General features: G+C 74.0%; 25 protein-coding genes and 1 pseudogene. 14 read left to right on the top strand and 12 right to left on the bottom strand.

What is annotated here, in order from left to right; all coding sequences use genetic code 11:
- Positions 1-278: 278 nt before the first annotated feature.
- Both H0H10_RS04495 and H0H10_RS04490 read right to left on the bottom strand, forming a co-directional pair.
- A complete protein-coding gene (locus H0H10_RS04495) occupies positions 279-1502 on the bottom strand; it encodes an MFS transporter (RefSeq protein WP_188179491.1) in 1224 nt (407 codons plus the stop codon).
- Positions 1503-1667: 165 nt separating this feature from the next.
- Complete coding sequence (locus H0H10_RS04490; RefSeq protein WP_188179490.1) at positions 1668-2720, bottom strand: endonuclease/exonuclease/phosphatase family protein; 1053 nt, start codon at positions 2718-2720, stop codon at positions 1668-1670.
- 292 nt (positions 2721-3012) lie between these two features.
- Here H0H10_RS04490 and panB point away from each other — a divergent pair, with 292 nt between their 5' ends.
- The 3 genes from panB (at position 3013) to H0H10_RS04475 (ending at position 5886) form a co-directional block, all read left to right on the top strand.
- The gene (gene panB, locus H0H10_RS04485) at positions 3013-3888 is read left to right on the top strand and encodes a 3-methyl-2-oxobutanoate hydroxymethyltransferase (RefSeq protein ID WP_188179489.1); all 876 of its coding nucleotides are present in this window, start codon (positions 3013-3015) and stop codon (positions 3886-3888) included.
- 169 nt (positions 3889-4057) lie between these two features.
- Complete coding sequence (locus H0H10_RS04480; protein WP_188179488.1) at positions 4058-5083, top strand: ATP-binding cassette domain-containing protein; 1026 nt, start codon at positions 4058-4060, stop codon at positions 5081-5083.
- Positions 5080-5886, top strand: a complete 807-nt coding sequence (locus H0H10_RS04475) for an ABC transporter permease (protein WP_188179487.1) — start codon at positions 5080-5082, stop codon at positions 5884-5886. Before H0H10_RS04480 ends, H0H10_RS04475 begins: the two co-directional genes overlap by 4 nt.
- Before the next feature lie 17 nt (positions 5887-5903).
- Here H0H10_RS04475 and H0H10_RS04470 read toward each other — a convergent pair whose 3' ends face one another.
- Positions 5904-9200, bottom strand: a complete 3297-nt coding sequence (locus tag H0H10_RS04470; RefSeq protein WP_188179486.1) for an AfsR/SARP family transcriptional regulator — start codon at positions 9198-9200, stop codon at positions 5904-5906.
- Between the two features lie 153 nt (positions 9201-9353).
- On the opposite strand from H0H10_RS04470, the gene H0H10_RS04465 reads away from it, so the two are divergent.
- The gene (locus H0H10_RS04465) at positions 9354-10151 is read left to right on the top strand and encodes a site-2 protease family protein (RefSeq protein ID WP_188179485.1); all 798 of its coding nucleotides are present in this window, start codon (positions 9354-9356) and stop codon (positions 10149-10151) included.
- Here the strand turns inward: H0H10_RS04465 and H0H10_RS04460 are convergent.
- Both H0H10_RS04460 and npdG read right to left on the bottom strand, forming a co-directional pair.
- Entirely contained in the window at positions 10141-10329 is a 189-nt protein-coding gene (locus H0H10_RS04460; protein ID WP_188179484.1) for a hypothetical protein, read from the bottom strand. The two genes, H0H10_RS04465 and H0H10_RS04460, sit on opposite strands and share 11 nt — an antisense overlap.
- A 65-nt stretch (positions 10330-10394) precedes the next feature.
- Positions 10395-11108, bottom strand: coding sequence for an NADPH-dependent F420 reductase (npdG, locus tag H0H10_RS04455; RefSeq protein WP_188179483.1), 714 nt, complete (start codon positions 11106-11108; stop codon positions 10395-10397).
- A 103-nt stretch (positions 11109-11211) separates the two neighbouring features.
- Here npdG and H0H10_RS04450 point away from each other — a divergent pair, with 103 nt between their 5' ends.
- Together H0H10_RS04450 and H0H10_RS04445 are read left to right on the top strand one after the other, a co-directional pair.
- Positions 11212-11826 carry a hypothetical protein gene (locus H0H10_RS04450; protein ID WP_188179482.1) on the top strand — a complete coding sequence of 205 codons (615 nt, stop codon included), beginning with the start codon at positions 11212-11214 and terminating at the stop codon, positions 11824-11826.
- Positions 11827-11984: 158 nt separating this feature from the next.
- Complete coding sequence (locus tag H0H10_RS04445; RefSeq protein ID WP_188179481.1) at positions 11985-13307, top strand: MFS transporter; 1323 nt, start codon at positions 11985-11987, stop codon at positions 13305-13307.
- 4 nt (positions 13308-13311) lie between these two features.
- Here H0H10_RS04445 and H0H10_RS04440 read toward each other — a convergent pair whose 3' ends face one another.
- Entirely contained in the window at positions 13312-13542 is a 231-nt protein-coding gene (locus tag H0H10_RS04440; RefSeq protein WP_188179480.1) for a hypothetical protein, read from the bottom strand.
- A 58-nt stretch (positions 13543-13600) separates the two neighbouring features.
- Here H0H10_RS04440 and map point away from each other — a divergent pair, with 58 nt between their 5' ends.
- Together map and H0H10_RS04430 are read left to right on the top strand one after the other, a co-directional pair.
- Positions 13601-14458 (top strand): type I methionyl aminopeptidase, encoded by an 858-nt coding sequence (map, locus tag H0H10_RS04435; RefSeq protein WP_188179479.1) that lies wholly within the window; start codon positions 13601-13603, stop codon positions 14456-14458.
- A 166-nt stretch (positions 14459-14624) separates the two neighbouring features.
- Positions 14625-15272, top strand: coding sequence for a biliverdin-producing heme oxygenase (locus H0H10_RS04430; RefSeq protein ID WP_188179478.1), 648 nt, complete (start codon positions 14625-14627; stop codon positions 15270-15272).
- A 22-nt stretch (positions 15273-15294) separates the two neighbouring features.
- Here the strand turns inward: H0H10_RS04430 and H0H10_RS04425 are convergent, their stop codons facing one another.
- From H0H10_RS04425 to H0H10_RS04415, 3 genes are all read right to left on the bottom strand, one after another.
- Complete coding sequence (locus tag H0H10_RS04425) at positions 15295-15939, bottom strand: PhzF family phenazine biosynthesis protein (protein ID WP_188179477.1); 645 nt, start codon at positions 15937-15939, stop codon at positions 15295-15297.
- Positions 15940-16043: 104 nt separating this feature from the next.
- The gene (locus H0H10_RS04420; RefSeq protein WP_188179476.1) at positions 16044-17588 is read right to left on the bottom strand and encodes an HtaA domain-containing protein; all 1545 of its coding nucleotides are present in this window, start codon (positions 17586-17588) and stop codon (positions 16044-16046) included.
- Between the two features lie 54 nt (positions 17589-17642).
- A complete protein-coding gene (locus H0H10_RS04415) occupies positions 17643-19064 on the bottom strand; it encodes an HtaA domain-containing protein (RefSeq protein ID WP_188179475.1) in 1422 nt (473 codons plus the stop codon).
- Positions 19065-19165: 101 nt separating this feature from the next.
- Here H0H10_RS04415 and H0H10_RS04410 point away from each other — a divergent pair, with 101 nt between their 5' ends.
- The 5 genes and pseudogenes from H0H10_RS04410 (at position 19166) to H0H10_RS04395 (ending at position 23221) form a co-directional block, all read left to right on the top strand.
- Positions 19166-20188 carry a heme/hemin ABC transporter substrate-binding protein gene (locus tag H0H10_RS04410; RefSeq protein WP_188179492.1) on the top strand — a complete coding sequence of 341 codons (1023 nt, stop codon included), beginning with the start codon at positions 19166-19168 and terminating at the stop codon, positions 20186-20188.
- The gene (locus tag H0H10_RS04405; RefSeq protein ID WP_188179474.1) at positions 20185-21276 is read left to right on the top strand and encodes a FecCD family ABC transporter permease; all 1092 of its coding nucleotides are present in this window, start codon (positions 20185-20187) and stop codon (positions 21274-21276) included. Before H0H10_RS04410 ends, H0H10_RS04405 begins: the two co-directional genes overlap by 4 nt.
- Entirely contained in the window at positions 21273-22106 is an 834-nt protein-coding gene (locus tag H0H10_RS04400) for a heme ABC transporter ATP-binding protein (RefSeq protein ID WP_188179473.1), read from the top strand. Before H0H10_RS04405 ends, H0H10_RS04400 begins: the two co-directional genes overlap by 4 nt.
- 55 nt (positions 22107-22161) lie before the next feature.
- Positions 22162-22269 (top strand): annotated as a pseudogene (locus tag H0H10_RS41145) (iron transporter); the annotation flags it as partial.
- The gene (locus H0H10_RS04395; RefSeq protein WP_188179472.1) at positions 22229-23221 is read left to right on the top strand and encodes an SCO2278 family lipoprotein; all 993 of its coding nucleotides are present in this window, start codon (positions 22229-22231) and stop codon (positions 23219-23221) included. The pseudogene H0H10_RS41145 and the gene H0H10_RS04395, both read left to right, overlap by 41 nt.
- 12 nt (positions 23222-23233) lie before the next feature.
- Here H0H10_RS04395 and H0H10_RS04390 read toward each other — a convergent pair whose 3' ends face one another.
- Both H0H10_RS04390 and H0H10_RS04385 read right to left on the bottom strand, forming a co-directional pair.
- A complete protein-coding gene (locus tag H0H10_RS04390; RefSeq protein WP_188179471.1) occupies positions 23234-23965 on the bottom strand; it encodes a bifunctional DNA primase/polymerase in 732 nt (243 codons plus the stop codon).
- Positions 23966-24057: 92 nt separating this feature from the next.
- Positions 24058-24693 carry a TetR/AcrR family transcriptional regulator gene (locus H0H10_RS04385; RefSeq protein ID WP_188179470.1) on the bottom strand — a complete coding sequence of 212 codons (636 nt, stop codon included), beginning with the start codon at positions 24691-24693 and terminating at the stop codon, positions 24058-24060.
- A gap of 96 nt (positions 24694-24789) precedes the next feature.
- Here H0H10_RS04385 and H0H10_RS04380 point away from each other — a divergent pair, with 96 nt between their 5' ends.
- Positions 24790-25005 carry a DUF6243 family protein gene (locus H0H10_RS04380; protein WP_188179469.1) on the top strand — a complete coding sequence of 72 codons (216 nt, stop codon included), beginning with the start codon at positions 24790-24792 and terminating at the stop codon, positions 25003-25005.
- A 24-nt stretch (positions 25006-25029) separates the two neighbouring features.
- Here H0H10_RS04380 and H0H10_RS04375 read toward each other — a convergent pair whose 3' ends face one another.
- Complete coding sequence (locus tag H0H10_RS04375) at positions 25030-26028, bottom strand: small ribosomal subunit Rsm22 family protein (RefSeq protein WP_188179468.1); 999 nt, start codon at positions 26026-26028, stop codon at positions 25030-25032.
- Positions 26029-26194: the final 166 nt, after the last annotated feature.

Below are 26194 nucleotides of genomic sequence, written 5' to 3'. Positions count from 1 at the left end.
CGCCGCGCGCCACAGCAGGGCACCCGGCGAGCCCGAGTGACGGTTCACGGCCCTCCGCCCGGGTCTCCGCGTCCTCCGGACACGCCCGGCGACCACGAGAGCCCACCCGGCCCGGCCGCCTCACCGCCCGCAGGCGTGCGTGACGGGTCGGGCGGTCCCCCGGGGCCTCACCACCGCACGGGTCCCGTGTCCTCCGGGACATCCCAGCGGACACAGGCCCCCGGCCCGGCCACGCCCGCCGCCGACAGGCGTGACGGGCCAGGCGGTCCCCGGGGACCTCACCGGCGTACGGGCTTCGCGTCCTCCGGGACATGGGCGGTGATCACGCGATGAGGCCGGCCGGGCGCGGGTGCGGGTGTGCGTCGGTCCACCGTGTACGACGTCGCCGCCACCGCCAGGCCGAGGGCCGCCAGGGCCGCGCCGGCGAGGGCCGGGGACGTGGTGCCGAAGCCCGCGGCCAGGGCGAGGCCGCCGATCCAGGCGCCGCCGGCGTTGGCCAGGTTGAAGGCGGCCTGGTTGGCCGAGGAGGCCAGTGAGGGGGCCGTCGACGCCTTCTCCATGACCATCAGCTGCAGCGGGGAGCCGGTGACGAAGGCGGCCGTGCCGAGCAGGGCCACCGCGACGGCCGCGCCCGCCTCCGTGCGCATCAGGAGCGGGAAGAGGGCGAGGACCAGGGCCAGGGAGACCAGGCCGCCGAAGAGGGTGCCGCGCAGGGAGTGGTCGGCGAGCCGGCCGCCCAGCAGGTTGCCGATGGTGGCGCCGACGCCGAACAGCGCCAGCAGCAGGGTCACGCTGGAGTCGGCGTACCCGGCGGCGTCCGTGAGCATCGGGGTGATGTAGCTGTAGGCGGCGAAGAGCGCGCCGAAGCCCGCGACGGTCGTGCCGAGGGCCAGCCAGACGGGCAGGGAGCGCAGGGCCGCGAGTTCGCCGCGCAGCCCCGTGGCGTGGGCGGGGGCGTGGTCGCGCCGGACGAGGAGCGCGAGCGCCGCTATCGCCGCCACGCCGATGACGCTCACGCCGAGGAACGTGGCCCGCCAGCCCAGGTGCTGGCCCATGGCCGTGGCCACGGGCACGCCCGCGATGTTGGCGACCGTGAGGCCGAGGAACATCAGGGACACGGAGCGGGCCTTGCGTTCCGGCGCCACCATCCCGGTGGCCACCACGGCGCCGACGCCGAAGAAGGCGCCGTGCGGGAGTCCGCTGAGCAGCCGGGCGGCCAGCAGCCAGTGGTGGTCGGGGGCGAGGGCCGACAGCGCGTTGCCCACGACGAAGAGGGCCATGAGGCCGATCAGGACGGTGCGGCGGGGCATCCGCGCGGTCGCCGCCGCGAGCAGCGGGGCGCCGATGACGACGCCCAGCGCGTACGCCGAGACCAGGTGGCCGGCGGTGGGGATCGAGATGGTCAGGTCGTCCGCGACATCGGGCAGCAGGCCCATCATCACGAACTCGGTCGTGCCGATGCCGAAGGCGCCCACGGCGAGGGCGAGCAGGGCCAGGGGCATGAAGGGTCGTCGCCTTTCGAGAGCGGATGTGCGTACCGGACGCTCGTATGTTCCAGTACGGAACAAAGCCTCTCAGGGCGAGTATTCCGTCAGGTGACAGGCGGGTTTCGGCGAGAGGGTCGGCGGGGGCCCATACGGGGCCGACCTGGGACTTTCGGCAGATCCTCAGGAGGCGGATGTGTCGACCTTCACACGCGCCGCGATCGGCAGATGGTCGCTGCCCGTCTCCGGCAGCGTCCAGCTGGTCTCCGGTTCGACCCCGGTCACCAGGATCTGGTCGATCCGGGCCATCGGGAAGGAGGCCGGCCAGCTGAAGCCGAAGCCGTCGCCCACCGCGCCCTGGGTGGAGCGCATCTGGGAGGTGATGGCGTTCAGCGCGCGGTCGTTCATCGTGCCGTTGAGGTCGCCCAGCAGGATCTTCCGCGGCAGCCTCTCGTCGGCGATGGCCTCGCCGAGCGCGTCGGCGCTCTTGTCCCGCTGACGGGCCGTGAAACCGGCCTCCATCTTCACGCGGACGGAGGGCAGATGGGCGACGTACACCGCGACCGGCCCGCCGTCCGTGGCGACGGTGGCGCGCATCGCGCGCTTCCAGCCCAGCCGGATGTCGACGGCCCGCACGTCGCTCATCGGGTACTTGCTCCACAGGCCGACGGTCCCGACGACCGCGTGGTACCGGTAGGCCGACGCCATCGCCTCCTCGTACGTCGGCACCGCGGACGCCTTCAGCTCCTCCAGCGCCACCACGTCCGCGCCGGAGGCGGCGACGGCACGGGCGGTGCCGGCGGGGTCCGCGTTGTCGGCGTTGACGTTGTGCGTGGCCACCGTCAGGTCGCCGCCCGCGCCGGTCTTGTCGGTCAGCAGGCCGCCGAAGAGGTTGAGCCACACGGTCGCCGGCAGCAGGACCGCGATCAGCGCCGTCGCCGACCTGCGGAGAAGCGCGATCACCAGCAGGACGGGGATCAGCAGGCCGAACCACGGCAGGAAGGTCTCCGTGAGGCTGCCGAGGTTGCCGATCCGGTTCGGGATCCGCGCGTGTCCCGCCATGACCACGGCCAGCACGACGGCCACCGCGGCCGTGATCAGGCCCCGGCGCCAGATCCGCCGGTCCCCGCGCCAGCCGGCGGCCAGCCGTTCGCGCAGGCGCCGAAGCCGGGATCCCGGGCGCTCGGGCCCCGAGCCGCCGCTGTCCGTCTCCGTCATGTACGCCTGCTGCGCCATACCGTCGCCTCACTGCCTGCCGTGCACACCGTCACCCCGTGCACCAGCACCCTAGGGGATGATCGGTTCCGTTCCCGCCGTCCCGCGACGGCCGTACGGGCACGATGACGTCCGAGTCGGTGCCCGGAGTTCCGGTTGGGGGCGGAACGGGTGGGCTCTGTGACACAACGCGCACATTGCGGAGCCGGGCCGCCGGGGGTCCCCTAGCCGTCGGGAGGCACGAGGTGCCACCATGGAGGGGATCCGGGGACGCCGTCAGGGCGCCTCGAGATGACATGAAGGAGCCGTTGCCATGACGCAGCTCTCGGCTGCCCAGACGCCTCAGGACAAGCCCGCCGACGGCGGCAGGGCCCTCTACGGGGGCAAGAGCACCCGTCGCATCACCGCCCGGGACATCACCGCCGCCAAGGAACGCGGCGAGAAGTGGCCCATGCTCACCGCGTACGACGCGATGACCGCCTCCGTGTTCGACGAGGCCGGGATCCCGGTCATGCTCGTCGGCGACTCCGCGGGCAACTGCCACCTCGGGTACGACACGACCGTGCCGGTCACGCTGGACGAGATGACCATGCTCTCGGCCGCGGTGGTGCGCGGCACGAGCCGCGCGCTCATCGTCGGCGACCTGCCCTTCGGCTCCTACCAGGAGGGTCCCGTGCAGGCGCTGCGCTCGGCGACCCGGCTGGTGAAGGAGGCCGGTGTCGGGGCCGTGAAGCTGGAGGGCGGCGAGCGCTCGCACCGGCAGATCGAACTGCTGGTGGAGTCCGGCATCCCGGTGATGGCGCACATCGGCCTGACCCCGCAGTCCGTGAACGCCATGGGCTACCGCGTGCAGGGGCGCGGCGAGGAGGCGGCCCAGCAGCTGCTGCGGGACGCCAAGGCCGTGCAGGACGCGGGCGCCTTCGCGGTCGTCCTGGAACTGGTGCCGGCGGAGCTGGCCGCCGAGGTGACGCGGACGCTGCAGATCCCGACGGTCGGCATCGGGGCCGGGCCCGACACGGACGCCCAGGTGCTGGTGTGGACCGACATGCTCGGGCTGACCGGCGGCCGGGTGCCGAAGTTCGTGAAGAAGTACGCCGACCTGCGTCAGGTCATGGGCGACGCGGCGAAGGCGTTCGCCGACGACGTCGTCGGCGGAACGTTCCCGCAGGAGGAGCACTCCGTCCACTGAGCCATCGCGGTACGACGCCGGCCCCGCCGATCTTCCCCCGTCGGCGGGGCCGGTGCTTTTCCGGCTCCGCCGGTGCCGCGCCGGTGTTCTCGGTGGGTTGTCGGTGCCGTCGGCGCCGTGTCGGCGGGCTGTCGGCGGTTTGTCGGCGGGCGCTGACACCGTCGTGGTCATGACGCGAATCGACAACGACCCCAAGGCCGCGAACAGCGCGGTCACGGTACGGGGGCTGGTCAAGCACTACGGCGAGACCAAGGCGCTGGACGGCGTCGACCTGGACGTACGCGAGGGCACCGTGATGGGTGTGCTCGGTCCGAACGGCGCCGGCAAGACCACCCTCGTCCGCATCCTGTCCACCCTGCTGGCCCCCGACGCGGGCCGGGCCACCGTCGCCGGCTACGACGTCGTACGGCAGCCGCGGCAGCTGCGCCGGGTGATCGGGCTGACCGGGCAGTACGCCTCCGTGGACGAGAAGCTCCCCGGCTGGGAGAACCTCTACCTGATCGGCCGGCTGCTGGACCTGTCCCGCAAGGAGGCACGCGCGCGTGCCGACGAACTGCTGGAGCGGTTCTCGCTCACCGAGGCCGCCAGGCGGCCCGCCGGCACCTACTCCGGCGGCATGCGGCGGCGCCTCGACCTGGCCGCCTCGATGATCGGCCGGCCGGCCGTCCTCTACCTGGACGAGCCCACCACCGGCCTGGACCCGCGCACCCGCAACGAGGTGTGGGACGAGGTCAAGCGCATGGTCGGTGACGGCGTCACCGTGCTGCTCACCACCCAGTACATGGAGGAGGCCGAGCAGCTCGCCTCCGAGCTGACCGTCGTCGACCGCGGCAAGGTCATCGCGAACGGCGGCATCGAGGAGCTGAAGGCCAAGGTCGGCGGCCGCACCCTGCGGGTCCGCCCGGCCGATCCGCTGCAACTGCGGCCGCTCGCCGCCTTCCTGGACGAACTGGGCATCACCGGCCTGGCCAGCTCCACCGTGGACGCCGAACGCGGAGCCGTCCTCGTCCCGATCCTCAGCGACGAGCAGCTGACCGCCGTGGTCGGCGCCGTCACGGCGCGCGGCATCACGCTCGCCTCCATCACCACCGAACTGCCCAGCCTGGACGAGGTCTTCCTGTCCCTCACCGGCCACCGCGCCGGTGCCCCGCAGGACGCCGAGCCCGCCGACGACCGCCAGGAGGTCGCCGTATGAGCGCCACCACCATCGCTCCCGACACCCGGATCCCGCTGCGCGGACACCTGCGCCACACCGGTGCCCTGGTCCGCCGCAACCTGCTGTGGATCCGCCAGGACCCGGAGTCGATGTTCGACGCCCTGCTGTTCCCCATCGTCTTCACGCTGCTGTTCGTGTACGTCTTCGGCGGCTCCATCGGGCAGTCGCTGGGCGGCGGGCAGCAGCAGTACGTGCAGTACGTCGTGCCCGGCCTGATGGCCATGATGGGCATGAACATGGCCCAGGGCGTCGGCACCGGCTTCAACCAGGACTTCAACTCCGGTGTCATGGACCGCTTCCGGTCGCTGCCCATCGGCCGCGGCTCCGTGCTCTTCGCCAAGATCGCGGTGGAGCTGCTGCGGATGCTGTTCGCGACCGCGGTCCTGATGATCGTCGGCGTCCTGGTGGGCTTCGACATCGAGAACTGGGCGGGACTGGTCGCCTCCGTGGGGCTGTCCGCGGTGTTCGGCTCCGCGCTGATGTGGGTGTTCCTCACCCTCGGCGTGGTCATGAAGAACGCGCAGTCCGTGCAGGCGATGGGCTTCCTGGTGCTGATGCCGCTGCAGTTCGGCTCGTCCATCTTCGCGCCGACCGAGTCCATGCCGGGCTGGCTGCAGGCGTTCACCGACTACAACCCGCTCTCCTCCCTCGCCGACACCGCGCGCGGGCTGATGGTCGGCGGTCCCGTCGCGCACGACCTGTGGGTGACGCTCGGCTGGTCCGTGGCCCTGACGGCGGTCATGGCACCGGTCGCCATCCACAAGTTCCGGACCAAGAGCTGACCGGCCGACGGCGCGGATCAGACCAGGGCGGCGGCCTCCTGCGGGGAGAGGCCGCCGCCCTCGGCGTACGCGGCCTCGTACTCCTCGGGCCCGAGGGCCTGCCGGACCCACTCGGCGGCCCTGACGCGCGCGTCCCGCTCCAGACCCCCCGAGACGTGGTCGGGCGGCAGCATCGTGTCGGCGGCGCCGATGCAGCGGGCCGCGTCGCGGGCCCGGCGCCCACCGTCGACACGGGCCATCGCCATCGCCGCGATGGTCAGGTACGCGGAGCGCATGTGCGGGGCGATGGCCGCGGACAGCGGGTCGTCGGCCTGTGCCAGCGCCCGCCGGGCCTTGGCCAGGCACTCCTCGTGCCGGCCCTCCAGCGTGGCGATCCATGCCTCCGACCCGAGGATGAAGGCGTCGAAGACGACGAACTGGGCGACGGAGAACTCCTCGCGCAGGAGCCGCAACTGCTCGCGTGCCTCGGCGGTCCGGCCGGTCATGCCGAGCCATCCGGCGAGGAACAGCCGGGCGGCGGGCATCGCCCCGTTGTGTCCGCTGCCGTCCGACCGGTCGATCACCTCGCGCAGGATGCGCTCGCCCCGCTCGGTCTGCCCGGCCTCCAGCAGCACGCTGCCGAGGCGGGCGCCGAGGACGTCCACCTGGGCGTGTGCGCCGAGCCGCTCGGCGTGCTCGGCGGCGGCCTCGTAGTCGGCGGCGGCGAGCAGGTAGTCGCCCTTGCGCTCACGGGCCTCGGCGCGCGCGGAGAGCGCCTCGGCGGTGCCCCAGTCGTCGCCCAGGCGACGGAAGATCTCCAGCGACTCGTCGGCGTCGCGGGTCGCGTCGCCCGCCCAGTCGGTGCGGTTGGCGAGGAAGTTGGCACGCATCTGGAGCGTGCCGGCCAGCTCCCACTCGAAGCCCGGTGTGCTCCGGCAGGTCTGCACGGAGGCGTCCATGATCTCGCGCAGCCGCCGCATGTCGCCGGTGAGCATCACGGCGTAGAACCAGAGCAGGCCGGGGCTGCGGCAGGTCTGCGGCATGCCGGGTTCGTAGGTCTCGGCGATGACCCGGAGCTTGCGCTGGGCCTGCGGGGTCTGCCAGGCGTCCAGCTCGGTGTCCATGCAGGCGAGATGGGCCAGGTGGACGCCGCGCCGGGCCTCGGCGAGGATCTCGCCGGTCAGCGGCGGCGGGGTGTCGGTGCACCGCACCCACACCGGCTCCGCGCGGCGCACCGGCTCGTCGAACGGGTCGGGTCCGAGGGCCATGACCTCGCTGCACCAGCCGCGGGCCTCCACGCGCAGGTCGCGCATCTGCCAGTACCAGGCCAGGGACAGCACCAGGCACAGCCCCTCCTGCTCGTCGCGCCGGGCGAGGGCGTGGCGCAGGGCGGTGCGCAGGTTCTCGTACTCGCGCTCCAGGCGCCCGATGGCGGCGAGCTGGTCCGGGCCGCGCAGCAACGGGTCGGTGGTGCGGGCGAGTTCGCGGTAGTGGATCAGGTGCGCCCGCTCGGCGTCGGCCCGGCCGCCCGCCTCGTCGAGCTTCTCGCCCGCGTACTCGGCGACGGTCTCCAGGAGCCGGTAGCGCATCTCTCCGTCGCCCGACGGCGCGGCCACCACCAGGGACTTGTCGACGAGGGAGGCGACCGCCTCCAGGGCGGCGGGGCCGCACACGGCCTCGGCGGCGGCGAGGTCGCAGCCGCCGGCGAACACCGACAGCCGGCACAGCACGTCCCGTTCGTCGGTGTCCAGCAGGTCCCAGGACCAGTCCACGACCGCGCGGAGCGTCTGCTGCCGGGGCAGGACGGTGCGGCTGCCGGAGGTGAGCAGGCGGAAGCGGTCGTCGAGCCGGTCGGCGATCTGGCGCGGGGTGAGCATCCGCAGCCGGGCGGCGGCCAGTTCGATGGCGAGCGGCAGGCCGTCGAGCCGGCGGCAGATCTCGGCGCACGCCTCCGGGTCGTCGTCCGTGCGGAAGCCCGGGCGGGCGGCGGCGCCCCGGTCGGCGAGCAGTCTCAGCGCGGCCGGCTCGGGCAGCGGCTCCACCGGGCGCAGCAGTTCCCCGGGGACGCCGAGGGGTTCGCGGCTGGTGGCGAGGACGGTCAGGCCCGGGCAGCGGGCGAGCAGTTCCTCGGTGAGGCGGGCCGCCGCGTCGACGACGTGCTCGCAGTTGTCGAGGACGATGAGCATGCGGCGCCTGCCGCAGTGCTCGACGAGGCGCTCCACGGCGGTGGCGTTCCGTTCGGCGACGACGCGCATCTCCTCGGCGCCGGCGCCGTAGAGCACGGTCTCGCGGGCGCCGACGGCGGTCAGTACGGCCTCGGGGACCGCGTCCGGGTCGTCGACCGGGGCGAGTTCGGCCAGCCACACCCCGTCACGGGCGGTGTCGCCCGCGGCCTCGGCGGTCTCCAGCGACAGCCGGGTCTTGCCGGCGCCGCCCGGTCCGAGCAGGGTGACGAGCCGGGCGGTCGTCAGGTCGGCGCGGAGGGCCTCGATGTCGGCGTCCCGGCCGACGAAGGAGGTGAGGCGGGCCCGGAGGTTGCCGCGGGGGCGCGGACCGGGGGCGGCGCCGGCGGCCGGGGCGGCGGGCGCGGCGGGCGCGGCGACGGGTTCCGTCCGCAGCAGCTCGGCGTGCAGCGTCCGCAGTTCGGGCCCGGGATCGGTGCCGAGCCGGTCCGCGAGCAGCCGTCGTACGTCGTCGTAGGCGGCCAGCGCCTCGGCCGTGCGGCCGGTGTCGCGCAGGGCGCGCAGCCGCAGCGCCTGGAGGGGTTCGTCCAGCGGGTGGCCGTCGCACAGGGCGGTCAGCTCCGGCAGGGCCTGCTCGGCGTGGCCGAGGTCGAGGGCGGCGGTGTGGCGGGCGCGCACCGCGTCGAGGTGCCGTATCTCCCAGCGGGCCGCCTCGGCGGTCCGGTCGGGCAGGTCGGCGAGGGCGGGGCCGCGCCACAGGGCGAGGGCGTCGTCGAGGACGGCGGCCGCCTTGCCGGGGTCGCCGTCGGCCAGGGCGCGGGTGCCCTCGCCCGCCAGCCGGTCGAAGCGGTGCAGGTCGATGTCGTCGGGGCCGGCGGTGAGGCGGTAGCCGCCGCCCTCGGAGGCGACCGCCTCCGCGCCGAGCGTCCGGCGCAGCCGGCCGACCAGCGCCTGCAGCGCACCCGGCGCGTCCGCGGGCGGGTCGCCGTCCCACACCTCCTCCACCAGCAGGCCCGGCGGCACGGTGCGGCCGGCCCGCAGGGCGAGCACGGTCAGCAGGGCGCGCAGCCGTGCCCCGCCGACGGGGACGGCCGTGCCGTCGGAGCGGATTGCCTGGGTGGTGCCGAGAATGCGGTAGCGCACGGGGTCCATTGTCCCCGGCGGCGGCCCGGCCCCGCCTCCGGGTTTGCACGGGCATGACGGCGGGGGCGGCGCCGGACGCCAGGAACCCGCACCGGGCCGCATGACGTTCCCCCCACACCACCGGTACGGTCGTCCCCTCCGCCCAGAGCTCAGGAGCCTTCCATGACCACCGCCACCACCCACGCCGGCGACCGGCGCGTCAGTCCCGTGTTCGTCGGGATCCTGGCCGTCACGGCGGTCACCGGATGGGCCACCTGGACCGGGTTCGCCGAGCAGCCGGGCCTGGCCGTGTTCCTGTTCGTGACGGCCGCCTGGGTCGTCTCCCTGTGCCTGCACGAGTACGCGCACGCGCGCACCGCCCTGCACAGCGGCGACATCTCGGTGGGCGCGAAGGGCTATCTCACGCTGAATCCGGCGAAGTACACGCACGTCCTGCTGAGCATCGTGCTCCCCGTGATCTTCGTCATCATGGGCGGCATCGGTCTGCCGGGCGGTGCCGTCTTCATCGAGCGCGGGCGCATCCGGGGGCGCTGGCGGCACAGTCTGATCTCCGCGGCCGGCCCGCTGACGAACGTGCTGTTCGCCGCCGTGTGCACGGCCCCGTTCTGGCTGGACGCGCTGGACGGCGTGCCGCGCGACTTCCGCTTCGCGCTCGCCTTCCTGGCCCTGCTCCAGGTCACGGCCGCGATCCTGAACTTCCTGCCGGTGCCGGGCCTGGACGGCTACGGGGTGATCGAGCCCTGGCTGTCGTACAACGTGCGGCGGCAGCTGGAGCCGCTCGCGCCGTTCGGTCTGCTGATCGTGTTCGCGCTGCTGTGGATCCCGTCGCTGAACGGCGTGTTCTTCGACGCGATCGACGCGGTCCTGCGCGCCCTCGGGATCAGCGACTTCGACTCGTACTGCGGCTTCGAGCTGTTCCGCTTCTGGCAGACGGCCGAGGTCTGCTCGGTCAGCCCGTGACGGACTCGCGCCGCGTGGCCCGCCCGCGCTTGACGTAGTACCAGCACATGTTGGACGACAGCCCCGCCAGCAGCACCCACACGACGCCGATCAGCACGGTGCCCTCCACGAAGGAGACGACGGCGGCGGCCACGGCGAGGACGCAGACGATCAGGGCGTAGAGCGCGAGGCGGGGCATGGGGCGGGCTCCTGTCGGGGGACACGTGCGGGCACTGCTTGTGCCCCCCAGTGTCCCCCATGGCCTCATACGTCCGTCACGCGGAGCCCGGCGTGTGCCTTGTAGCGGCGGTTGACGGAGATCAGGTTGGCGACCAGCGACTCCACCTGGTGGGCGCCTCGCAGCCGCCCGGCGAAGACGCCGCGCATGCCGGGGATGCGTCCGGCGAGGGCCTGCACGATCTCCACGTCGGCCCGCACCTCGCCGAGGACCATCACGTCGGTGTCGATCTCTTCGATCTCCGGGTCCTGGAGCAGGACGGCCGACAGGTGGTGGAAGGCGGCGGTGACCCGGCTGTCCGGCAGCAGGGCCGCGGCCTGCTCGGCGGCGCTGCCCTCCTCCGGCTTCAGCGCGTAGGCGCCCTTCTTGTCGAAGCCGAGCGGGTTCACGCAGTCCACGACGAGCTTGCCGGCCAGCTCCTCGCGCAGGGCCTGAAGGGTCTTGCCGTGTCCCTCCCAGGGCACGGCGACGATCACGACGTCGCTGCGGCGGGCGGTCTCCGCGTTGTCGGCGCCCTCGACGCCGTGCCCGATCTCCTCGGCGGCGGCCCGGGCGCGTTCCGCGGCCCGGGAGCCGACGATCACCTTCTGGCCGGCCCTGGCGAGGCGGTAGGCCAGCCCCTTGCCCTGGGGGCCGGTGCCGCCGAGCACGCCGACGACGAGTCCGGAGACGTCGGGCAGGTCCCAGGGGTCCTTGGCGGGGGCCTTCGCGGGCTGCTGTTCGCTGTCGCTAGTGGTCATGGGCCGACCCTACGTCCGTCCCGTCCGCGAGAGAGTCTCCGGCCGGGCGAATCCGGCGCGAACGGCGGACCGGGCGGTGCCGGTTGCGGCAGGATGCGGACGCATGGACGCCGTACGGGTCGCGCTGCTGCGGGAAGTGCTCGCCGGGACCGAGTGGCTGGGGGCCACCCGGAGGTTCGCGGGGGCGCTGCGGGGGTCGGTGGTGTCGCACGGGGGCGGGCTGCTGCTGGTGGGCACCGCGGGCCACGAGCCGTGGCATCTGGCGGCGCACCTGGTGGACGAGGCGGCCTGGTCGGGGACCCCGGAGCTGGCCCCCACCCTCGTACGGCACGACGCGCGCCCCACGGATCCCGCGCATCTGGCGGTGGGTCTGGGCCGGCTGGCGGCGGCCCGGCGCGGGGAGACGCTGCTGGTGGTGACGCCCGACGACCCGGGCGCCCCGCTCCTCGAACGGGTGCACGACGCCCGGCGGGCGGGGGCGACGGTGCTGGCGCTGGGCACCTGCGAGGGCCCCGACGGCCGGGAGCTGACGGCGATGGCGCACGAGGCGCTGCCCGTGCCGGAGGGTGCCGAGCTGGACCTGGACACGGTGCAGCACCTGGTCAGCGCGGCCGCCGGCGAGAACGCGGTACCGCCCCCACGGCGCCGCCCCCGCTTCCGCGACCGCCTCTCCCGCCTGGCCGACCACCTGACGGCCCCTCCCCCGCCCCGCTGGTGACGGCGGGGGGCGAGTGGAGGATCCGGGCCACCGACGGGCGCCGGAAGCCCCGGTGGGAGGGGTGGGGCATGGCCCCGATCCTCCACTCTCCCCCGGGCCCCTCCCGGGCTGCGAAAAGTGGTTGCCCGTCGTGGTCTTCCGGCCGAGCATGGGCCCTCGTGAGTGATGAGTCCCCCGCGCCCTCCGACGGGCCCACCGGCCTGCGTGCCCTGTTGCCCGACCTCTCGCCCTGGCGGGCGTCCCGGGACTTCCGGCGGCTCTGGGTGGCGGGGCTGATCACGAACTTCGGGAGTTTCCTGACGTTCGTCGCGCTGCCCGTGCAGATCAAGGAGCTGACGGGGTCGGCGGCGGCCGTCGGTGCGATCGGCGCGGTGGAGCTGGTGCCGCTGGTGGTGTTCGGGCTCTACGGCGGTGCCCTCGCGGACGCCTGGGACAAGCGGAAGCTGATCGTGTGGACGGAGGCCGGCCAGGGCCTGCTGTGCGCGGCCCTGCTGGTCAACGCGCTGCTGCCGAGCCCGGCGGTGTGGCCGCTCTATGTGGTCGCCGCGTTCACGTCGGCGCTCGGCGCGGTCCAGCGCCCGGCCCTGGACTCGCTGATCCCGCGGATCGTGGCCCACGAGGACCTGCCGGCCGCGGCCTCGCTGAACGCGCTGCGCTGGCAGGTGGGCGGCATCGCGGGCCCGGCGCTGGCCGGCGTGGTGGTCGCCTACGCGGGGCTGGGCTGGGCGTACGCGGTGGACCTGGTGACCTTCGCGGCGTCCGTGGCCCTGGTGGCCGGCCTCGGCGCCTGCCCCGCCTCGCACGAGGCGCGGAAGCCGTCCTGGAAGGCGATCGCGGAGGGCGCCCGGTACGCCTGGAACCGCAAGGAGCTGCTGGGCACGTACGCGATCGACCTCGCCGCGATGTTCCTGGCGATGCCGCTGGCCGTGCTGCCCTTCCTCGCGGACGAGCTGGACGCCGCCTGGTCGCTGGGGCTGATGTACGCGGCGATCCCGGCCGGCTCGCTGCTGGTCGGCGTGACCAGCGGCTGGACCTCGCGGGTGCACCGGCACGGCCGGATGGTGGTGCTGGCGGCGGCCGGGTGGGGGCTGGCGATCGCCGCCGCGGGGGTGGCCGGGAACGTGTGGCTGGTGCTGCTGTGCCTGGTCCTCGGCGGTGCCTGCGACATGGTCAGCGGGATCTTCCGCGGGGCGATGTGGAACCAGACGATCCCGGACGAGCTGCGCGGCCGGCTCGCCGGGATCGAGCTGCTGTCGTACTCGGTGGGGCCGCAGCTCGGTCAGGTCCGGGCGGGCGGCATGGCGGCGCTGGCCGGGGTGCGGGCGTCGGTGTGGTCGGGCGGGCTGCTGTGCGCGGGCGCGGTGGGGCTGCTGGCGCTGTGCCTGCCGAGGCTGATGACGTACGACGTGCGGACGAACGAGCACGCGGTGCGGCTGCGCGAGAAGCGCGCAGCCACGGTGCCCGCCGCCGTCGAGGGCTGACCGGTCAGTCGTCGTCCGCGCGCCCGGCCGGAGCGTCGTGCCACTTGGGGTCGTTCTCCCACTCCAGGTTGCGTTCGCGGGCGGTCTGCATCGCGTGCTCGGCCTCCGTCCGCGAGGCGTACGGCCCGAAGCGGTTCTTGGCCGGGCATTCCGGCCCCTCCTCGACCTTCTTGTGCTCCAGGCAGTAGTACCACTCGCCCGGCTTCCCGACCGTGCGCTTCTTGAACAGGGCCATGACCGGCTCCTTTCGCCAGGGACATGCTCTCGCACGCCCGCTGGTTAGACTCGCTGGCATGTCTGGCCAGTCGCTGCTCGTACCAGGGGAGCTGTCTCCCACCCGTTCCGTACCCGGAAACATCCGCCGGCCCGAGTACGTCGGCAAGCCCGCGCCGACGCCGTACTCCGGGCCCGAGGTGCAGACGCCCGAGACCATCGAGGCGATGCGCGTGGCCGGCCGGATCGCGGCGCAGGCGATGGCCGAGGCCGCGAAGCTCATCGCTCCGGGCGTGACCACGGACGAGCTGGACCGGGTGGCGCACGAGTTCATGTGCGACCACGGTGCCTACCCCTCGACGCTCGGCTACCGCGGCTTCCCCAAGTCCCTGTGCACCTCGGTCAACGAGGTCATCTGCCACGGCATCCCGGACTCCACGGTGCTGCGCGACGGCGACATCGTCAACCTCGACGTGACGGCGTACATCGGCGGTGTGCACGGCGACAACAACGCGACCTACCTGGTCGGCGACGTGGACGAGGAGAGCCGGCTGCTGGTCGAGCGCACCCGGGAGTCCCTGAACCGCGCGATCAAGGCGGTCAAGCCGGGCCGGCAGATCAACATCATCGGCCGGGTCATCGAGTCCTACGCCAAGCGCTTCGGCTACGGCGTCGTCCGCGACTTCACCGGCCACGGAATCAACAGCTCGTTCCACTCGGGCCTGATCATCCCGCACTACGACAGCCCGCACGCCACGACCGTCATGCGGCCCGGGATGACGTTCACGATCGAGCCGATGCTGACGCTCGGGACGCACGAGTACGACATGTGGGACGACGGCTGGACGGTCGTGACCAAGGACCGCAAGCGGACGGCCCAGTTCGAGCACACACTGGTGGTGACGGACACGGGCGCGGAGATCCTCACGCTGCCCTGACCCGTCCCCCGCCCCCTGGCACCCGCAGAGCCCGCCCTCCCGCGAGGGCGGGCTCTTCGCGTCCGGACGGGGTAGCCTTTTTACCGACAGGGTGTCGGAAACTTTACCGACGAAGGGTCGGCAAAGTTGTTGACTTAGGTAAGCCTAACCAAAGAAAATCGGGCCCATGGACTCCTTCTCGACCGTCATCCGCACGGCCTCCCACGAGCAGCACATGGACGCGAACACCTCGGCGTTCATGACCGACCTGCTCGGCGGCCGGCTCGGCGTCGACGCGTACGCGCGCTACACCGAGCAGCTGTGGTTCGTCTACGAGGCCCTGGAGGCCGCCGCCGGGCGGCTGGCGTCGGACCCGGTGGCCGGGCCCTTCATCCGGCCGGAGCTGATGCGCCTGTCCTCGCTGGAACGCGACATGGCGCACCTGCGCGGCCCCGGGTGGCGGGCGTCCCTGTCCGCGCTGCCGGCCACGCGGGCGTACACGGACCGGGTGCGCGAGTGCGCCGAGCGCTGGCCGGCCGGATACGTCGCGCACCACTACACCCGCTACCTCGGCGACCTGTCCGGCGGCCAGGTCCTCCGCGACAAGGCGGAGCGGACCTGGGGCTTCGCCAGGAAGGGCGACGGCGTCCGCTTCTACGTCTTCGAGCAGATCCCCAACCCGGCCGCCTTCAAGCGGGAGTACCGGGAACTGCTGGACGGCATCCGCGCGGACGACCTGGAGAAGCAGCGGGTGGTGGCCGAGTGCAAGCGGGCGTTCGCCCTGAACATCGCGGTCCTCCAGGAGCTCGGCGAGGAGTTCCCGCTCTCCGCGTGAACGGTCCGGCGCGTGCGGCGCCTCAGCGCTCCAGGACGACCCGTCCGCCGATCTCCACCCAGCCGCCCGGCTGCGGTGCCGTCAGGATCTGCGAACCGGCACCCTGCGTGATGTTCAGGGCGCGGCCGAGCCGGTCGGTGAGCAGCAGGGCCGCCGCGCCCGTCGCCTCGTCCTCGTCGATGCCGTCGTCGCGGCCGGGGAAGGCGCGGGCCCTGACCCGGCCCGCCGCCTCGTCCTGCCAGGCCCAGGCGTAGATCCACTCCCCCGGCGGCGGCACGGGCAGGTCGTCGACCTCGGCGGCGGAGGCGTACTGGCGCAGGGTGCGCGGCGGCGCCCACTCCGCGCGTGCCTCGATCCAGCTGAACTCCCCGTCCAGCCGGGCCCCCACGACCCCGGCCGGGGTGACGAGTTCGGGCACGTCGAGCAGCCAGGCCGTGCCGACGCAGGGGTGCCCGGCGAAGGGCAGCCGCAGGGTGGGCGTGTAGATGTCGATGACACCGCGCTCGGGGTCGTCGACGAAGACGGTCTCGCTGAAGCCGAGTTTGGCGGCGAGCGCCTGCCGGTCGGCCCGCTCGGGCAGCACCGAGCCGTCGCGGACGACCCCCAGTTCGTTGCCGTATCCGCCGTTCGGCGCGCAGAAGACCCGCAGCACGTCGTAGTCAGTCACGGGGGCATTCAAGCACCGGTGCGCAGGCCGCGCCGCACGGCAGGCGCCCGCCCGGAGCGCGACGGGCGCGGGCCGGGGACGCGGGACCGTCCCCGGCGGCGGGTTCACCGGGCCGCCGGCCGCCTCCTGCGCACCGCGTACACCGCGCCCGTGCCCGCGGCCACGGCGATCGCGGCCGCCGCGCCGAACGCGGCCACCGGCACGTCGGAGCCGGTCGAGGCCAGGCTGCCGCCGGTCACGCCGCCGGTGGTCGTGCCCGTGCCGCCGGTGGTCGAGCCGGTGCCGCCCGACGTCGAACCGGAGGCGCCGCCGGAGCCGCCCGTGGCGCCCGCGCCGCCGGACGGGCCGGAGCCGCCGCCCGGCAGCCTGGCGCCGTCGGTCAGCGCCACCGCCAGGTCCGCCGCGTCGAGTTCGGTGCCGGCGGTGTAGAAGCCGCCGAACGCCTCGGCCCCGGCCGCCGTCAGCGTGGCGCGGATGCCGTCCACCGTGATGACGTCGTCGACGGCGGTCAGCTCGGCGGACCCGGCCTTCAGGTCGGCCAGCACCACTCCCGGGGTCCTGCTGCCGAGGCTGGTGACGTCGGCGGTCAGCCTGCCGGTGCCGCCGTCGAGGGTGGCCTGGAGGTTGCTCAGGGTGAGGTCGAGGCCGTACGTGCCGCCCGTCTCGTGGCCCTTGAAGTTCACGGCGCCCTGGAAGGACGCGGTGAGGGTGCCGGCGTCCGTGTCGTAGGTGCCGGTGGCGTCCCCGAAGGTGAAGGCGCCGTTGCCCGCGGCCTGGGTCGCCCCGCCCGAGGTGGTGATCCTGCCCTTGGCGGCGCCGCTCACGACGTACGTGCGGAACGACTCCTTCACGCCCCAGCGGAGGGTGCCGTCGGCGATCTCGCCCTTCGCGGGGGCCTGCGTGGCGGGGGCCTCGGTGGCGGGGGCGGACGGCGACGGGCTCACGCCGGTGCTCGCGGTCGGGCCCGGCGAGGAGGAGGCGGTCGTGGTGGCGGTCGGCTCCGGGGTGCCGGACTTCGTCGCCGTCGGGGACGGCTTCGTGGTGGGGGTGGCCGTGGTGGGCGACGTGCTCGGCGTCGGCTGCTTCTTCTGCGCCACGGTCAGCGGGTCGCCCGCCGCGCCCTTGTAGCTCGCGCTGCCGAAGACCTCCGCCGCCTCCGCGGTCAGCGTGGTCGCCATGTCCGTCATCTCGCGGGTGACGGTGACCGTGGCGAGGGGGACGTCGTCCTCGGTCGTGCCGTTCCGGGTCACGTCCGCGGTGATCCGGGCGTCCTTGCTGTCGAACCTCACGTCGGACAGCGTGAGCGCGAAGCGGTGCGCCTTGGACTCGATGCCCAGGGTGCCCTTGAAGGCGAGCCCCAGGGTGTGGGCGCTGGAGTCGTAGGTGCCGGTGCCGTCGGTGAAGGTGAAGGCTCCGTTGCCGTCGGCCTGCGTCGCACCGTCGGCGGGGGTGAAGGAGCCCTGCGCGAAGGTGGTGACGTACGTGCGGTACGACTGCTTGATGCCCCACGTCAGCTCGTAGCCCTTGAGGGGGACTTCGGCGGCCGACGCGGTGGTCGCGCCGAGCGTGGCGAGCGCGGTCGCGCCGAGGGCGGCGGCCGTGGCCACGGCGGCGGCGAGGGCGGTGGTACGGCGTCGTCTGACGGGCATGGCTCGGTTCTCCTTGGGTGACGGGTCCGCCGGGCGGTGGCGGACGGCGGTGGTTCAGCCCTCTTCGGAGGGGGTTGCGGCGGTCCGGCCGCGGCGCCTGCGGACGGTGACGGCCCCGAGGGCCGCGGCCACCAGCAGCAGGGCGCCGGCCGCGAGCGACACGGGCAGGACGGGGAAGCCGTCGCCGTCGGAGGCGGCGCTCGCCACGGGCCGGGCCGGGGCCTCGGGTTCGGCGGCCCGCTGCTGCGGGCTCGCGCTCGCCGTGGGCGCGCTGCCCAGGTCGGGCAGGGCGGGCAGTTTCGCGTCACCGGTGAGGGCGACGGCCAGCGACACCGGGTCCATCCCGGTGCCCGCGCGGTACATGCCGCCGAACGCCTCGGCGCCGCGCGCGGTGAGCTTCGCGGGTGCCTCGCTCACCTCGACCAGGCCGCCGGCCGGCTTCAGGTCACCGGCGGTGAAGGTGACCAGCGGCACCTTCTCGCCGGTGAGTTCCGGGCTCTTCACGTCGGCGTACAGGGTGCCCCTGCCGTCCTTCACGGTGACCCGTACGGCGCCGAGTGCGAGGTCGAGGCCGTGCGCGCCGGTGAAGCGCACCAAGCCCTCGAGCTCGGCGGTGAGGGCGCCGTCCTCGTACGTCCCCGCGCCGCCGGGGAAGCGGAAGAGGGCGCCGCCGTCGCGGGCGCCGGAGGACAGCGTCCACCTGCCCCGGGCGATGTCGCCGGTGACGTACTCGCGGAAGGTGCGGCGCACGCCCCAGTCGACGGCGCCGTCCTGGATGCGGGTGTCCGAAGTCTCCTGCGGCCCGGGGGACTTCGACGCCTTGGTGGGCGTGCTCGACGGCTGCCCGGGCGGCGCCGCCGGCCGGACGTCCGCGGACAGGCTGACCGGGTCGAGCGCGGTGCCGGCGGTGTAGTACCCGGCGAAGGAGCGTGCGCCCTGGGCGGTCAGGGTGGCCGGGAGGTTGCCGAGGACGACGGCGTCGCCGCCGCCCCTCACGTCGATGCCTCCCAGGGAGAGGGTGGCGAAGGGCACCTGACGGGACGTCGTGACCGCCCCGGTGTCCTTCGCCTTGCTGACGACGTCCACGTAGAGCGTGCCGGTGGAGCCGGAGACGCTCACGGTGGGACGGCTGATGGTGAGGTCGAGCTGATGGGCGCCGGTGGCCGTCCGGTGGCCGAGGAAGCGGACCCCGCCGGAGAAGGAGGCGCGGAAGGCGCCGGTGCCGCCGTCGTAGGTGCCGGTGGCCGAGTGGAAGCGGAACGTGCTCCCGCCGACGGTGGCCGCGCCGCCCGTCAGGGAGTAACTCCCCTTGGCCACGGGGCCGGTGACGTAGCTCTGGAACGACGACTTGATGCCCCAGTCGAGCCGTCCGCCCTGCACGGTCCGGCCGGCCGCGTGGGCGGCGGTCGCGGGGAGCAGGGCCCCCAGAACGGCCGCGCACAGCACGGTGACCAGGGCACGCAGGCGGGCGGGCATGGGAAGTCCTCCGGGTCGGCGACCGGTAGCGAACGAAGGTAAGGCTAACCTAAGCTCTAGTCGGCCGACACCGGCAGTGGACGGAAGGAACGGACGTGACCGTGCGACGCTTGCGCACCCGACTGGCGGGAGCACTGCTGTCCGCGCTCGCCCTCACGCTGACCGCGACCGGATGCGGAGGCTCCCCCCAGGCCGCACCGTCCGGGACGCCCTCGGCGGCGACGGCGGCCCCCGCGAACCGGGTCGAGCCGCTGACGGACCGGCCCGTGCCCGAACTCCCGGTGACCGTCCGCTCGGCCGACGGTGAGCGGGTCACGGTGGAGGCGGCCGAGCGCGTCGTGCCCCTCTCCGGCAGCCTCAGCGAGATCGTCTTCACGCTCGGCCTCGGCGACCGGGTCGTCGCCCGCGATGTCACCGCCACCTTCGAACAGGCCGCGAAGCTCCCCGTGGTCACCCGGGGCCACGACGTCTCCGCCGAGAGCGTCCTGTCGCTCAGGCCCGACCTGGTGATCGCCGAGACGACCACGGGCCCCGAGGAGGCCGTCGACCAGATCCGCGCCGCCGGCGTCCCGGTCCTGGTCGTCGCGCCGGCCGGCGGCCTGGACGACGTCGGCCCGCGCATCACCGCGGTCGCCGGCGCGCTCGGCGTACCGGCGGCCGGGAAGGAACTGACCCGGCGTTCGCAGGAGCGGATCGACGCCGTGCGCGCGGACGTTCCGCACCGCGAGAGCAGGCCCCGGGTCGCCTTCCTGTATCTGCGCGGCTCGGCCTCCGTCTACCTCATCGGCGGCGAGGGATCGGGCGCCACCTCGCTGATCGAGGCGGCCGGGGCCGTCGACGCCGGGGCCGCCTCGGGCCTGACGAAGGACTTCACCGCCATCACCAGCGAGGCGCTCGTGAAGGCCGCGCCGGACGCGATCCTCGTCATGTCCAAGGGACTGGAGTCCGTCGGCGGCGTGGACGGGCTGGTGAAGATCCCCGGTGTCGCCCAGACCCCGGCCGGGATGGACCGCCGGATCGTCTCGGTCGAGGACGGCGTGCTCCTCACCTACGGCCCGCGCACCGACCAGGTGCTGAAGTCGGTCGTGGCGCAGCTGTACGCCGAGGACGGGGAGGAGCGATGACCGTACTGGACGAGCCGGTCCGGCACTCCCCCGCCGGACCGGCCGCCGCGCCCCGCGGCCGGCGCGGCACCGCCTGGCTGCTGACCGCCGGCCTGGCCGTCGCCCTGCTGATCCTGGTCCCGGTGGCGGCCGGCACCGGCGCCTACCCGATCCCGGTCGGCGACGTCGTCGGCTCGCTGCTGCACCGCACCGGCCTCGGCGGCACGGAACTGGACCGGGTCGCCGAGTCGGTGCTGTGGAACGTGCGTCTTCCCCGGATCGTGCTCGCCCTGCTGGTCGGTGCCTCGCTGGGCTGTGCGGGCGCCCTGATGCAGGGCGTGTTCGGCAACCCGCTCGCCGAACCGGGCGTCATCGGCGTCTCCTCGGGTGCGGCGGTCGGCGCGGTCGCCGCGATCGCGCTCGGGCTGGACTTCCTCGGCACCTGGACGGTGTCCGTCCTCGCCTTCGCCGCCGGCCTCGTCACGGTCCTGGCCGTGTACGTCATGGCGCGGTCCGGGGGCCGTACGGAGGTGGTGACGCTGATCCTGACGGGTATCGCCGTGAACGCCTTCGCGGGGGCCCTGATCGGCCTGTTCCTGTTCTTCGCGGACACCGCGGCCGTCAACCAGATCACCTTCTGGCAGCTGGGTTCGCTCGCCCAGGCGACCTGGCCGAAGGTGCTCGCGGTGCTGCCGTGCGCGGCGATCGGCCTGGGTCTGGCCCCGCTGTACGCCCGCCGGCTGGACCTGCTGGCGCTCGGCGAGCGCCCGGCCCGGCACCTGGGCGTGGACGTGGAGCGGCTGCGGATCGTCCTGATCCTGGTCATCGCGCTGCTGACCGCGGCCGCCGTGAGCGTGGCCGGTGTCATCGGCTTCGTGGGACTCGTCGTCCCGCATCTGCTGCGCATGGCCGCGGGCCCCGGCCACCGGTTCCTGATCCCGGGCAGCGCCCTGCTGGGCGCGCTCGTGCTGCTCGCCGCCGATCTGGCCGCCCGCACGGTCGCCGAACCGGCCGAGCTGCCGCTCGGGGTGCTGACGGCGCTGCTGGGCAGCCCGTTCTTCTTCTGGCTGCTGCGCCGCACCCGGCGCGGGCAGGGAGGCTGGGCATGAGACTCGCACGACTCGTACCGTCCCGCCCGGCGCCCCCGCCCCGCCCGGCCCCGGGCGACGTCCTCGCCGAGGCCGAGGACGTCCGGGTGCGCCTCGGGACCCGCACGGTCCTCGACGGCGTCGGCATCACCGTCCGCGCGGGCGAGGTACTGGCGCTGGTCGGCCCCAACGGAGCCGGGAAATCCACCCTGTTGGGCGCGCTGGCCGCCGATCTGCCGGTCTCCGGCGGGGTCGTACGCGTCCACGGCCGCCCCGCGGAGCAGTGGTCCGCGCCCGAACTCGCCCTGCGCCGCTCGGTCCTGCCCCAGTCGGCGTCGCTGTCCTTCCCGTTCCGCGTGGAGGAGGTCGTCCGGATGGGCCGGGCGCCCTGGGCCGGCACGGACCTGGAGGACGAGGACGACGCGGCCGTGGCCGAGGCGATGGCGCGCACCGAGGTGACCGCCTTCGCGGCCCGGCCGTTCTCCGCGCTCAGCGGCGGCGAACGCGCCCGGGTGGCGCTGGCCCGCGTGCTGGCGCAGCGCACCGCGCTGCTCCTGCTGGACGAGCCGACCGCGGCCCTGGACCTCAGGCACCAGGAGCTGGTGCTGCGGCTGTGCCGGGAGAGGGCACGCGCCGGGGACGCGGTGGTCGTCGTGCTGCACGACCTGGGTCTGGCGGCGGCCTACGCGGACCGGGCCGCGGTGCTGTGCGCCGGCCGGGTCGCGGCCGACGGCCCGCCGGCCGAGGTCTTCTCCGGCCGGCTGCTGTCCGAGGTCTACGACCAGCCCGTGGAGGTGTTCCCGCACCCTCGCACGGGCGCGGTGCTCGTGACCCCCCGGCGCGACATGTGACGCGGCACGGCCCGCCGTTCGGCCGCGAGGTCACGGTGTGACGGCGGTCCCGGGCCCGCCGCTCGCGCCGTCGCCCGCCCCGGTAGGGTTCGCCTCCGGGAAGGGGAAGGTGAAGGAACCTGATGAGCAGGGATCGCGGCCCTCGAAGGCCCCGCAGGCTTGACCGGAGCGCACTGATAGCCGCCTCGGTGACCGCTTTGTCGTTGACGGCGAGCGGCTGCGTGGTGGTGCACGGCGAGCGCGAGGTGCTCCCCGCGACCACGCGGGCCGAGGCCGCGAAGGCGCTCCAGCAGTTCACGGCCGCGTACAACGCGGCCGACAAGGCGTACGACGCCTCCCTGGACGCCGACCACACCACCGGCGCCCTCGCCGCGATCGACTCGGCGCGGCTGAAGGCCGGCCGGACCAACAACCCGGCCGGCAACCCCTCGCACACCCCGCTGAAGCTGACGGACGCGAAGTACACGATCCCCAAGAAGGCCGGCTGGCCGCGCTGGTTCGTCGCCGACGCGCGCGGCAACAAGGGCGGCGAGGCCCGCTGGCTGCTGGTGTTCACCCGCGACGGACTGGAGGACACCTGGGAGGTGGCCTATCTGACGCTGGTCGCCCCGGGTGACGTGCCCGAGTTCAAGACCGACGAGGACGGCTGGGCCGAGGCCGTCCCCGCGAACTCCACCGACCTGGCCGTGTCGCCCGCCGACCTGAGCGAGGACTACACGGCGTACCTCAAGGACGGCGGGAAGACCTTCGCGGACGGCCCCCACACCAGCGCCTGGCGGCAGTTGCGCGAGAAGCGGTCGACCAGGCCGGGCCTGGTCACCCAGTACATCGACGAGCCCGTGACGAACGGCGACTTCGCACCGCTGGCGCTGCGCACGAAGGACGGCGGGGCGATGGTGTTCTTCGCCACACGCCACTTCGAGAAGCAGACCGCCGCGCGGGGCGCCTCGGTGCCCACCCCGAACGACGACGTGCTGGCGCTGACGGACGGCGAGATCAAGCAGTCGCTGACGATGGAGTTCGTCTCCAACGAGGTCGCCCTGGACCCGGCGGGTCCGGGCCAGGTGTCCGTCCTGGGCCGGATCCAGGGACTGACGTCGGCGAAGGGCGAGTAGGGCGTCAGGCGCTCAGTGCCGCAGGGGCCAGGCCGTATCCGCGTGACCGCTCTCCTCGCCGGCGTGCCGGGCACAGGCGTCGGTGAGGGACTCCAGCAGGGTCAGCGGGTCCGGCAGCGGATGCTCGGGGCCGCGTACCCAGTGCACCGTCTGGTGCTCGCCGGGGAGCCGGGCGGGCGGGACGAGGACGTAGGAGCCGCGGCAGTGCCAGCGCAGGCCGGGATGCTCGTCCATCGTCTCGGGGTGGCAGTCCAGCTCGCACGGCCACCACTCGTCCTCGTCCTCGGGGGTGCCGCGGGTGGCGGTGAAGAACAGCATGCGGCCGTCGTCGCTCTCGGCGACCGGTCCGACCTCGACGCCGGAGCCGAGCAGCCGCTCCAGCGCCTCGCGGCCGGCCTCCAGGGGCACGTCCAGGACGTCGTGCACCATGCCGGTCGCGGTGATGAAGTTGGCGTCTGGCTGATGGCGGGCCCAGCGCTCGATCTGCGCGCGGTCGGTGGTGGACTGGGTCTGCCAGGCGAAGGACACCGGGTGCCGGGCCGGGGTGGGACAGCCGACGCGGTCGCAGGAACACCGGTATCCGGCCGGGTGCGCGGCGGGCGCCAGCGGCAGTCCCGCGGCGGCGGCGGCGAGCAGCAGGGCCTCACGGCCGCCTTCGTCGGCGGCGTCCTTCGGGCGGCGTCCGCGCAGCCACTGGGTGAGTTTGCCCTGCAGGCCGGTCCGGCCGCCGAACTCCGCTCTCATCTATCCCCTCGCCTCGCCGTCGTGCGCACCAGCATGCCCTATGGTCCCACCATTCCGTGCGTCGGGGGGCGGACAGGGACGGAATGCCCCGGTCAGCGCGGGGCGAGTCCGTACAGTGCGTAGTCGACGAGCGTGTCGGTGTAGTCGTAGGAGAACGGGGCCGTGTGCTGGAGCCAGCGCTGGGCCAGCGGTGAGACGAAGAGTTCCAGGGCGATGCGCGGGTCGACGTCGGGGCGGATGTCGCCGGCCTCCTGCGCGGAGCGCAGCCGGTCGACGTAGAGCTGGAGCGAGGGTTCCAGCAGCTTGGTCACGAAGACGCGGCCGAGCTCTTCGTTGACGACGCCCTCGGCCGCCAGGGCACGGGAGGGCGCCTCGAACTTCGGGTCGCGCAGTTCGTCGACGGTGGCGCGCAGCACGGCCTTGAGGTCGGCGGCGAGGTCGCCGGTGTCCGGGATGGCGTGGCTCTCCTGCCCGGCGGCCTGCGCGGCCTGCTCGCCGAGGTCGAGGAAGGCCTCCAGCAGGACGTCGGCCTTGGACGACCACCAGCGGTAGATCGTCTGCTTGCCGACGCCGGCGCGGGCGGCGATGGCCTCGATGGTGGTCTTGGGGTAGCCGACCTCCCCGACGAGCGTGAGGGCGGCGTCGTAGATGGCCCGGCGCGAGCGCTCGCTGCGACGGGTGGCGTCGGGGTGGGTCTTGCCGGGGGCGGCGGATTTCTGTACGGACATGCGTCGAATTTATCAGTTGACAAGACGGTGCGTCTCGCCGGACAGTTGACAGACGAGACGAACCGTCTCGTATCCAGGGAACGACAGGAGGACCCCATGACCCGAGGTGGAGCCGGAAACATGCTGGGAGTCGGCGGCACCCGCCAGAACCTCGGCCGCAGGGCGCTGCGCGGCGGCGGCCGAGGTGGCCGGATCGGCGGCGGACTGGACCCGCAGGCCCAGAAGCGGGAGCTGCTGCGCAGGCTCCAGGACAAACGTCAGGTAAAGACCGAAGGGAGGGGTGACGGCCCGGACACCGGGGCGTCCTCGTGACCGGTCCGCCGGCGGGGCAGGCCCCTACGCCTCCTCCCCCGCCGGCGGCCAGGCATCGCCCCAGTCCGCGTCACGGGCCGCCTTGTACTGGTCGCCGTGCCGCTTGGTGACCGTCCGGCGGCGAAGCTGCTCGTCGCGCTCGCACAGGTCGAGCAGCACCTGTCCCTTGCGGATCTGCGGACGCCGGACCACGCGGGAGGCGGCCGGGGCCACCGGGAAGCGGGCGGCGGCGACATAGCTGAACTTCTCGTCCTCGTAGGCGAGGGAGCCGCCCTTGACCTGGCGGTGCAGGGAGGACCGGCTGACCCGCGCCGAGAAGTGGCACCAGTCCGTGCCGGGGACGATGGGGCAGGCGGCGCTGTGCGGGCAGGGCGCGGCGACGTGGAGGCCTGCGGCGACGAGACGGTCACGGGCCTCGATGACGCGCTCGTACCCGGCCGGGGTGCCCGCCTCGACGATCACGACGGCCTGCGCGGCGGACGCGGCGGCGTCGACGAGGGCGGCGCGGTCGGCGGCGGTCAGCTCGTTGAGCACGTAGGACACGGTGACGAGGTCGGTGCTCTCGACTGTGAGCGCCGATCCGATCCTGGAGCGCTGCCAGCGGACGTCCCGCAGGGCGGGGTTGGCGGCGGCGATCTCCCGGCCGAGGGCGAGCGCCGGCTCGGCCCAGTCGAGCACGGTCACCGGGCGGACGCCGTCCCAGGTGGCGCCGACGGCCCAGGTCGCCGCGCCGGTGCCGCCGCCGACGTCGACGTGGGAGCCGGGTGCCCAGTCGGGGGCGGCGGCCGCGAACGCCGCCAGGGCCGACCGTACGGCCTCGAAGGTCGCCGGCATCCGGTACGCGGCGTACGCGACGACGTCCGCGCGGTCCCGCAGGATCGGGGCGTCGGTCGGGGTGGCCCCGCGGTAGTTGGCGATCAGCCGCTCCACGGCCTGCGCGGCCTGCCGGGGCGGGAGCCCGTCGACCAGACCGGCGAGGGCGGCACGCAGGACGTCTGCGGCGGGGACTGCGGGGGCGTTCACCCCGCGATTCTACGGGGCCGGGGTGACGGTCCCCGGCGCGCACGGGGCGGACTGGTCCGGCGTCTGCATGCTTGCCCGGCGTGGGTGCGGGCCGGGGGTGGGACGCGCGGCCCGGCGCTGCCGGGGTGCCGCTGCGCCCACCCGTGCCGCCCTGGGGGTACCTCCC

Source organism: Streptomyces griseicoloratus (genome assembly GCF_014534645.1).
In the GTDB taxonomy this organism is placed as follows: Bacteria; Actinomycetota; Actinomycetes; order Streptomycetales; family Streptomycetaceae; genus Streptomyces; species Streptomyces griseicoloratus.
This window is presented reverse-complemented; position numbering and strand designations above follow the sequence as displayed.

Bases quoted from the DNA above. Each gene is read 5' to 3' on its own strand.
- H0H10_RS04495 (WP_188179491.1), bottom strand. From the start codon at position 1,502: ATGCCCCTGGCCCTGCTCGCCCTCGCCGTGGGCGCCTTCGGCATCGGC.
- H0H10_RS04490 (WP_188179490.1), bottom strand. From the start codon at position 2,720: ATGGCGCAGCAGGCGTACATGACGGAGACGGACAGCGGCGGCTCGGGG.
- panB (WP_188179489.1), top strand. From the start codon at position 3,013: ATGACGCAGCTCTCGGCTGCCCAGACGCCTCAGGACAAGCCCGCCGAC.
- H0H10_RS04480 (WP_188179488.1), top strand. From the start codon at position 4,058: ATGACGCGAATCGACAACGACCCCAAGGCCGCGAACAGCGCGGTCACG.
- H0H10_RS04475 (WP_188179487.1), top strand. From the start codon at position 5,080: ATGAGCGCCACCACCATCGCTCCCGACACCCGGATCCCGCTGCGCGGA.
- H0H10_RS04470 (WP_188179486.1), bottom strand. From the start codon at position 9,200: ATGGACCCCGTGCGCTACCGCATTCTCGGCACCACCCAGGCAATCCGC.
- H0H10_RS04465 (WP_188179485.1), top strand. From the start codon at position 9,354: ATGACCACCGCCACCACCCACGCCGGCGACCGGCGCGTCAGTCCCGTG.
- H0H10_RS04460 (WP_188179484.1), bottom strand. From the start codon at position 10,329: ATGCCCCGCCTCGCGCTCTACGCCCTGATCGTCTGCGTCCTCGCCGTG.
- npdG (WP_188179483.1), bottom strand. From the start codon at position 11,108: ATGACCACTAGCGACAGCGAACAGCAGCCCGCGAAGGCCCCCGCCAAG.
- H0H10_RS04450 (WP_188179482.1), top strand. From the start codon at position 11,212: ATGGACGCCGTACGGGTCGCGCTGCTGCGGGAAGTGCTCGCCGGGACC.
- H0H10_RS04440 (WP_188179480.1), bottom strand. From the start codon at position 13,542: ATGGCCCTGTTCAAGAAGCGCACGGTCGGGAAGCCGGGCGAGTGGTAC.
- map (WP_188179479.1), top strand. From the start codon at position 13,601: ATGTCTGGCCAGTCGCTGCTCGTACCAGGGGAGCTGTCTCCCACCCGT.
- H0H10_RS04430 (WP_188179478.1), top strand. From the start codon at position 14,625: ATGGACTCCTTCTCGACCGTCATCCGCACGGCCTCCCACGAGCAGCAC.
- H0H10_RS04420 (WP_188179476.1), bottom strand. From the start codon at position 17,588: ATGCCCGTCAGACGACGCCGTACCACCGCCCTCGCCGCCGCCGTGGCC.
- H0H10_RS04415 (WP_188179475.1), bottom strand. From the start codon at position 19,064: ATGCCCGCCCGCCTGCGTGCCCTGGTCACCGTGCTGTGCGCGGCCGTT.
- H0H10_RS04405 (WP_188179474.1), top strand. From the start codon at position 20,185: ATGACCGTACTGGACGAGCCGGTCCGGCACTCCCCCGCCGGACCGGCC.
- H0H10_RS04400 (WP_188179473.1), top strand. From the start codon at position 21,273: ATGAGACTCGCACGACTCGTACCGTCCCGCCCGGCGCCCCCGCCCCGC.
- H0H10_RS04395 (WP_188179472.1), top strand. From the start codon at position 22,229: ATGAGCAGGGATCGCGGCCCTCGAAGGCCCCGCAGGCTTGACCGGAGC.
- H0H10_RS04390 (WP_188179471.1), bottom strand. From the start codon at position 23,965: ATGAGAGCGGAGTTCGGCGGCCGGACCGGCCTGCAGGGCAAACTCACC.
- H0H10_RS04385 (WP_188179470.1), bottom strand. From the start codon at position 24,693: ATGTCCGTACAGAAATCCGCCGCCCCCGGCAAGACCCACCCCGACGCC.
- H0H10_RS04380 (WP_188179469.1), top strand. From the start codon at position 24,790: ATGACCCGAGGTGGAGCCGGAAACATGCTGGGAGTCGGCGGCACCCGC.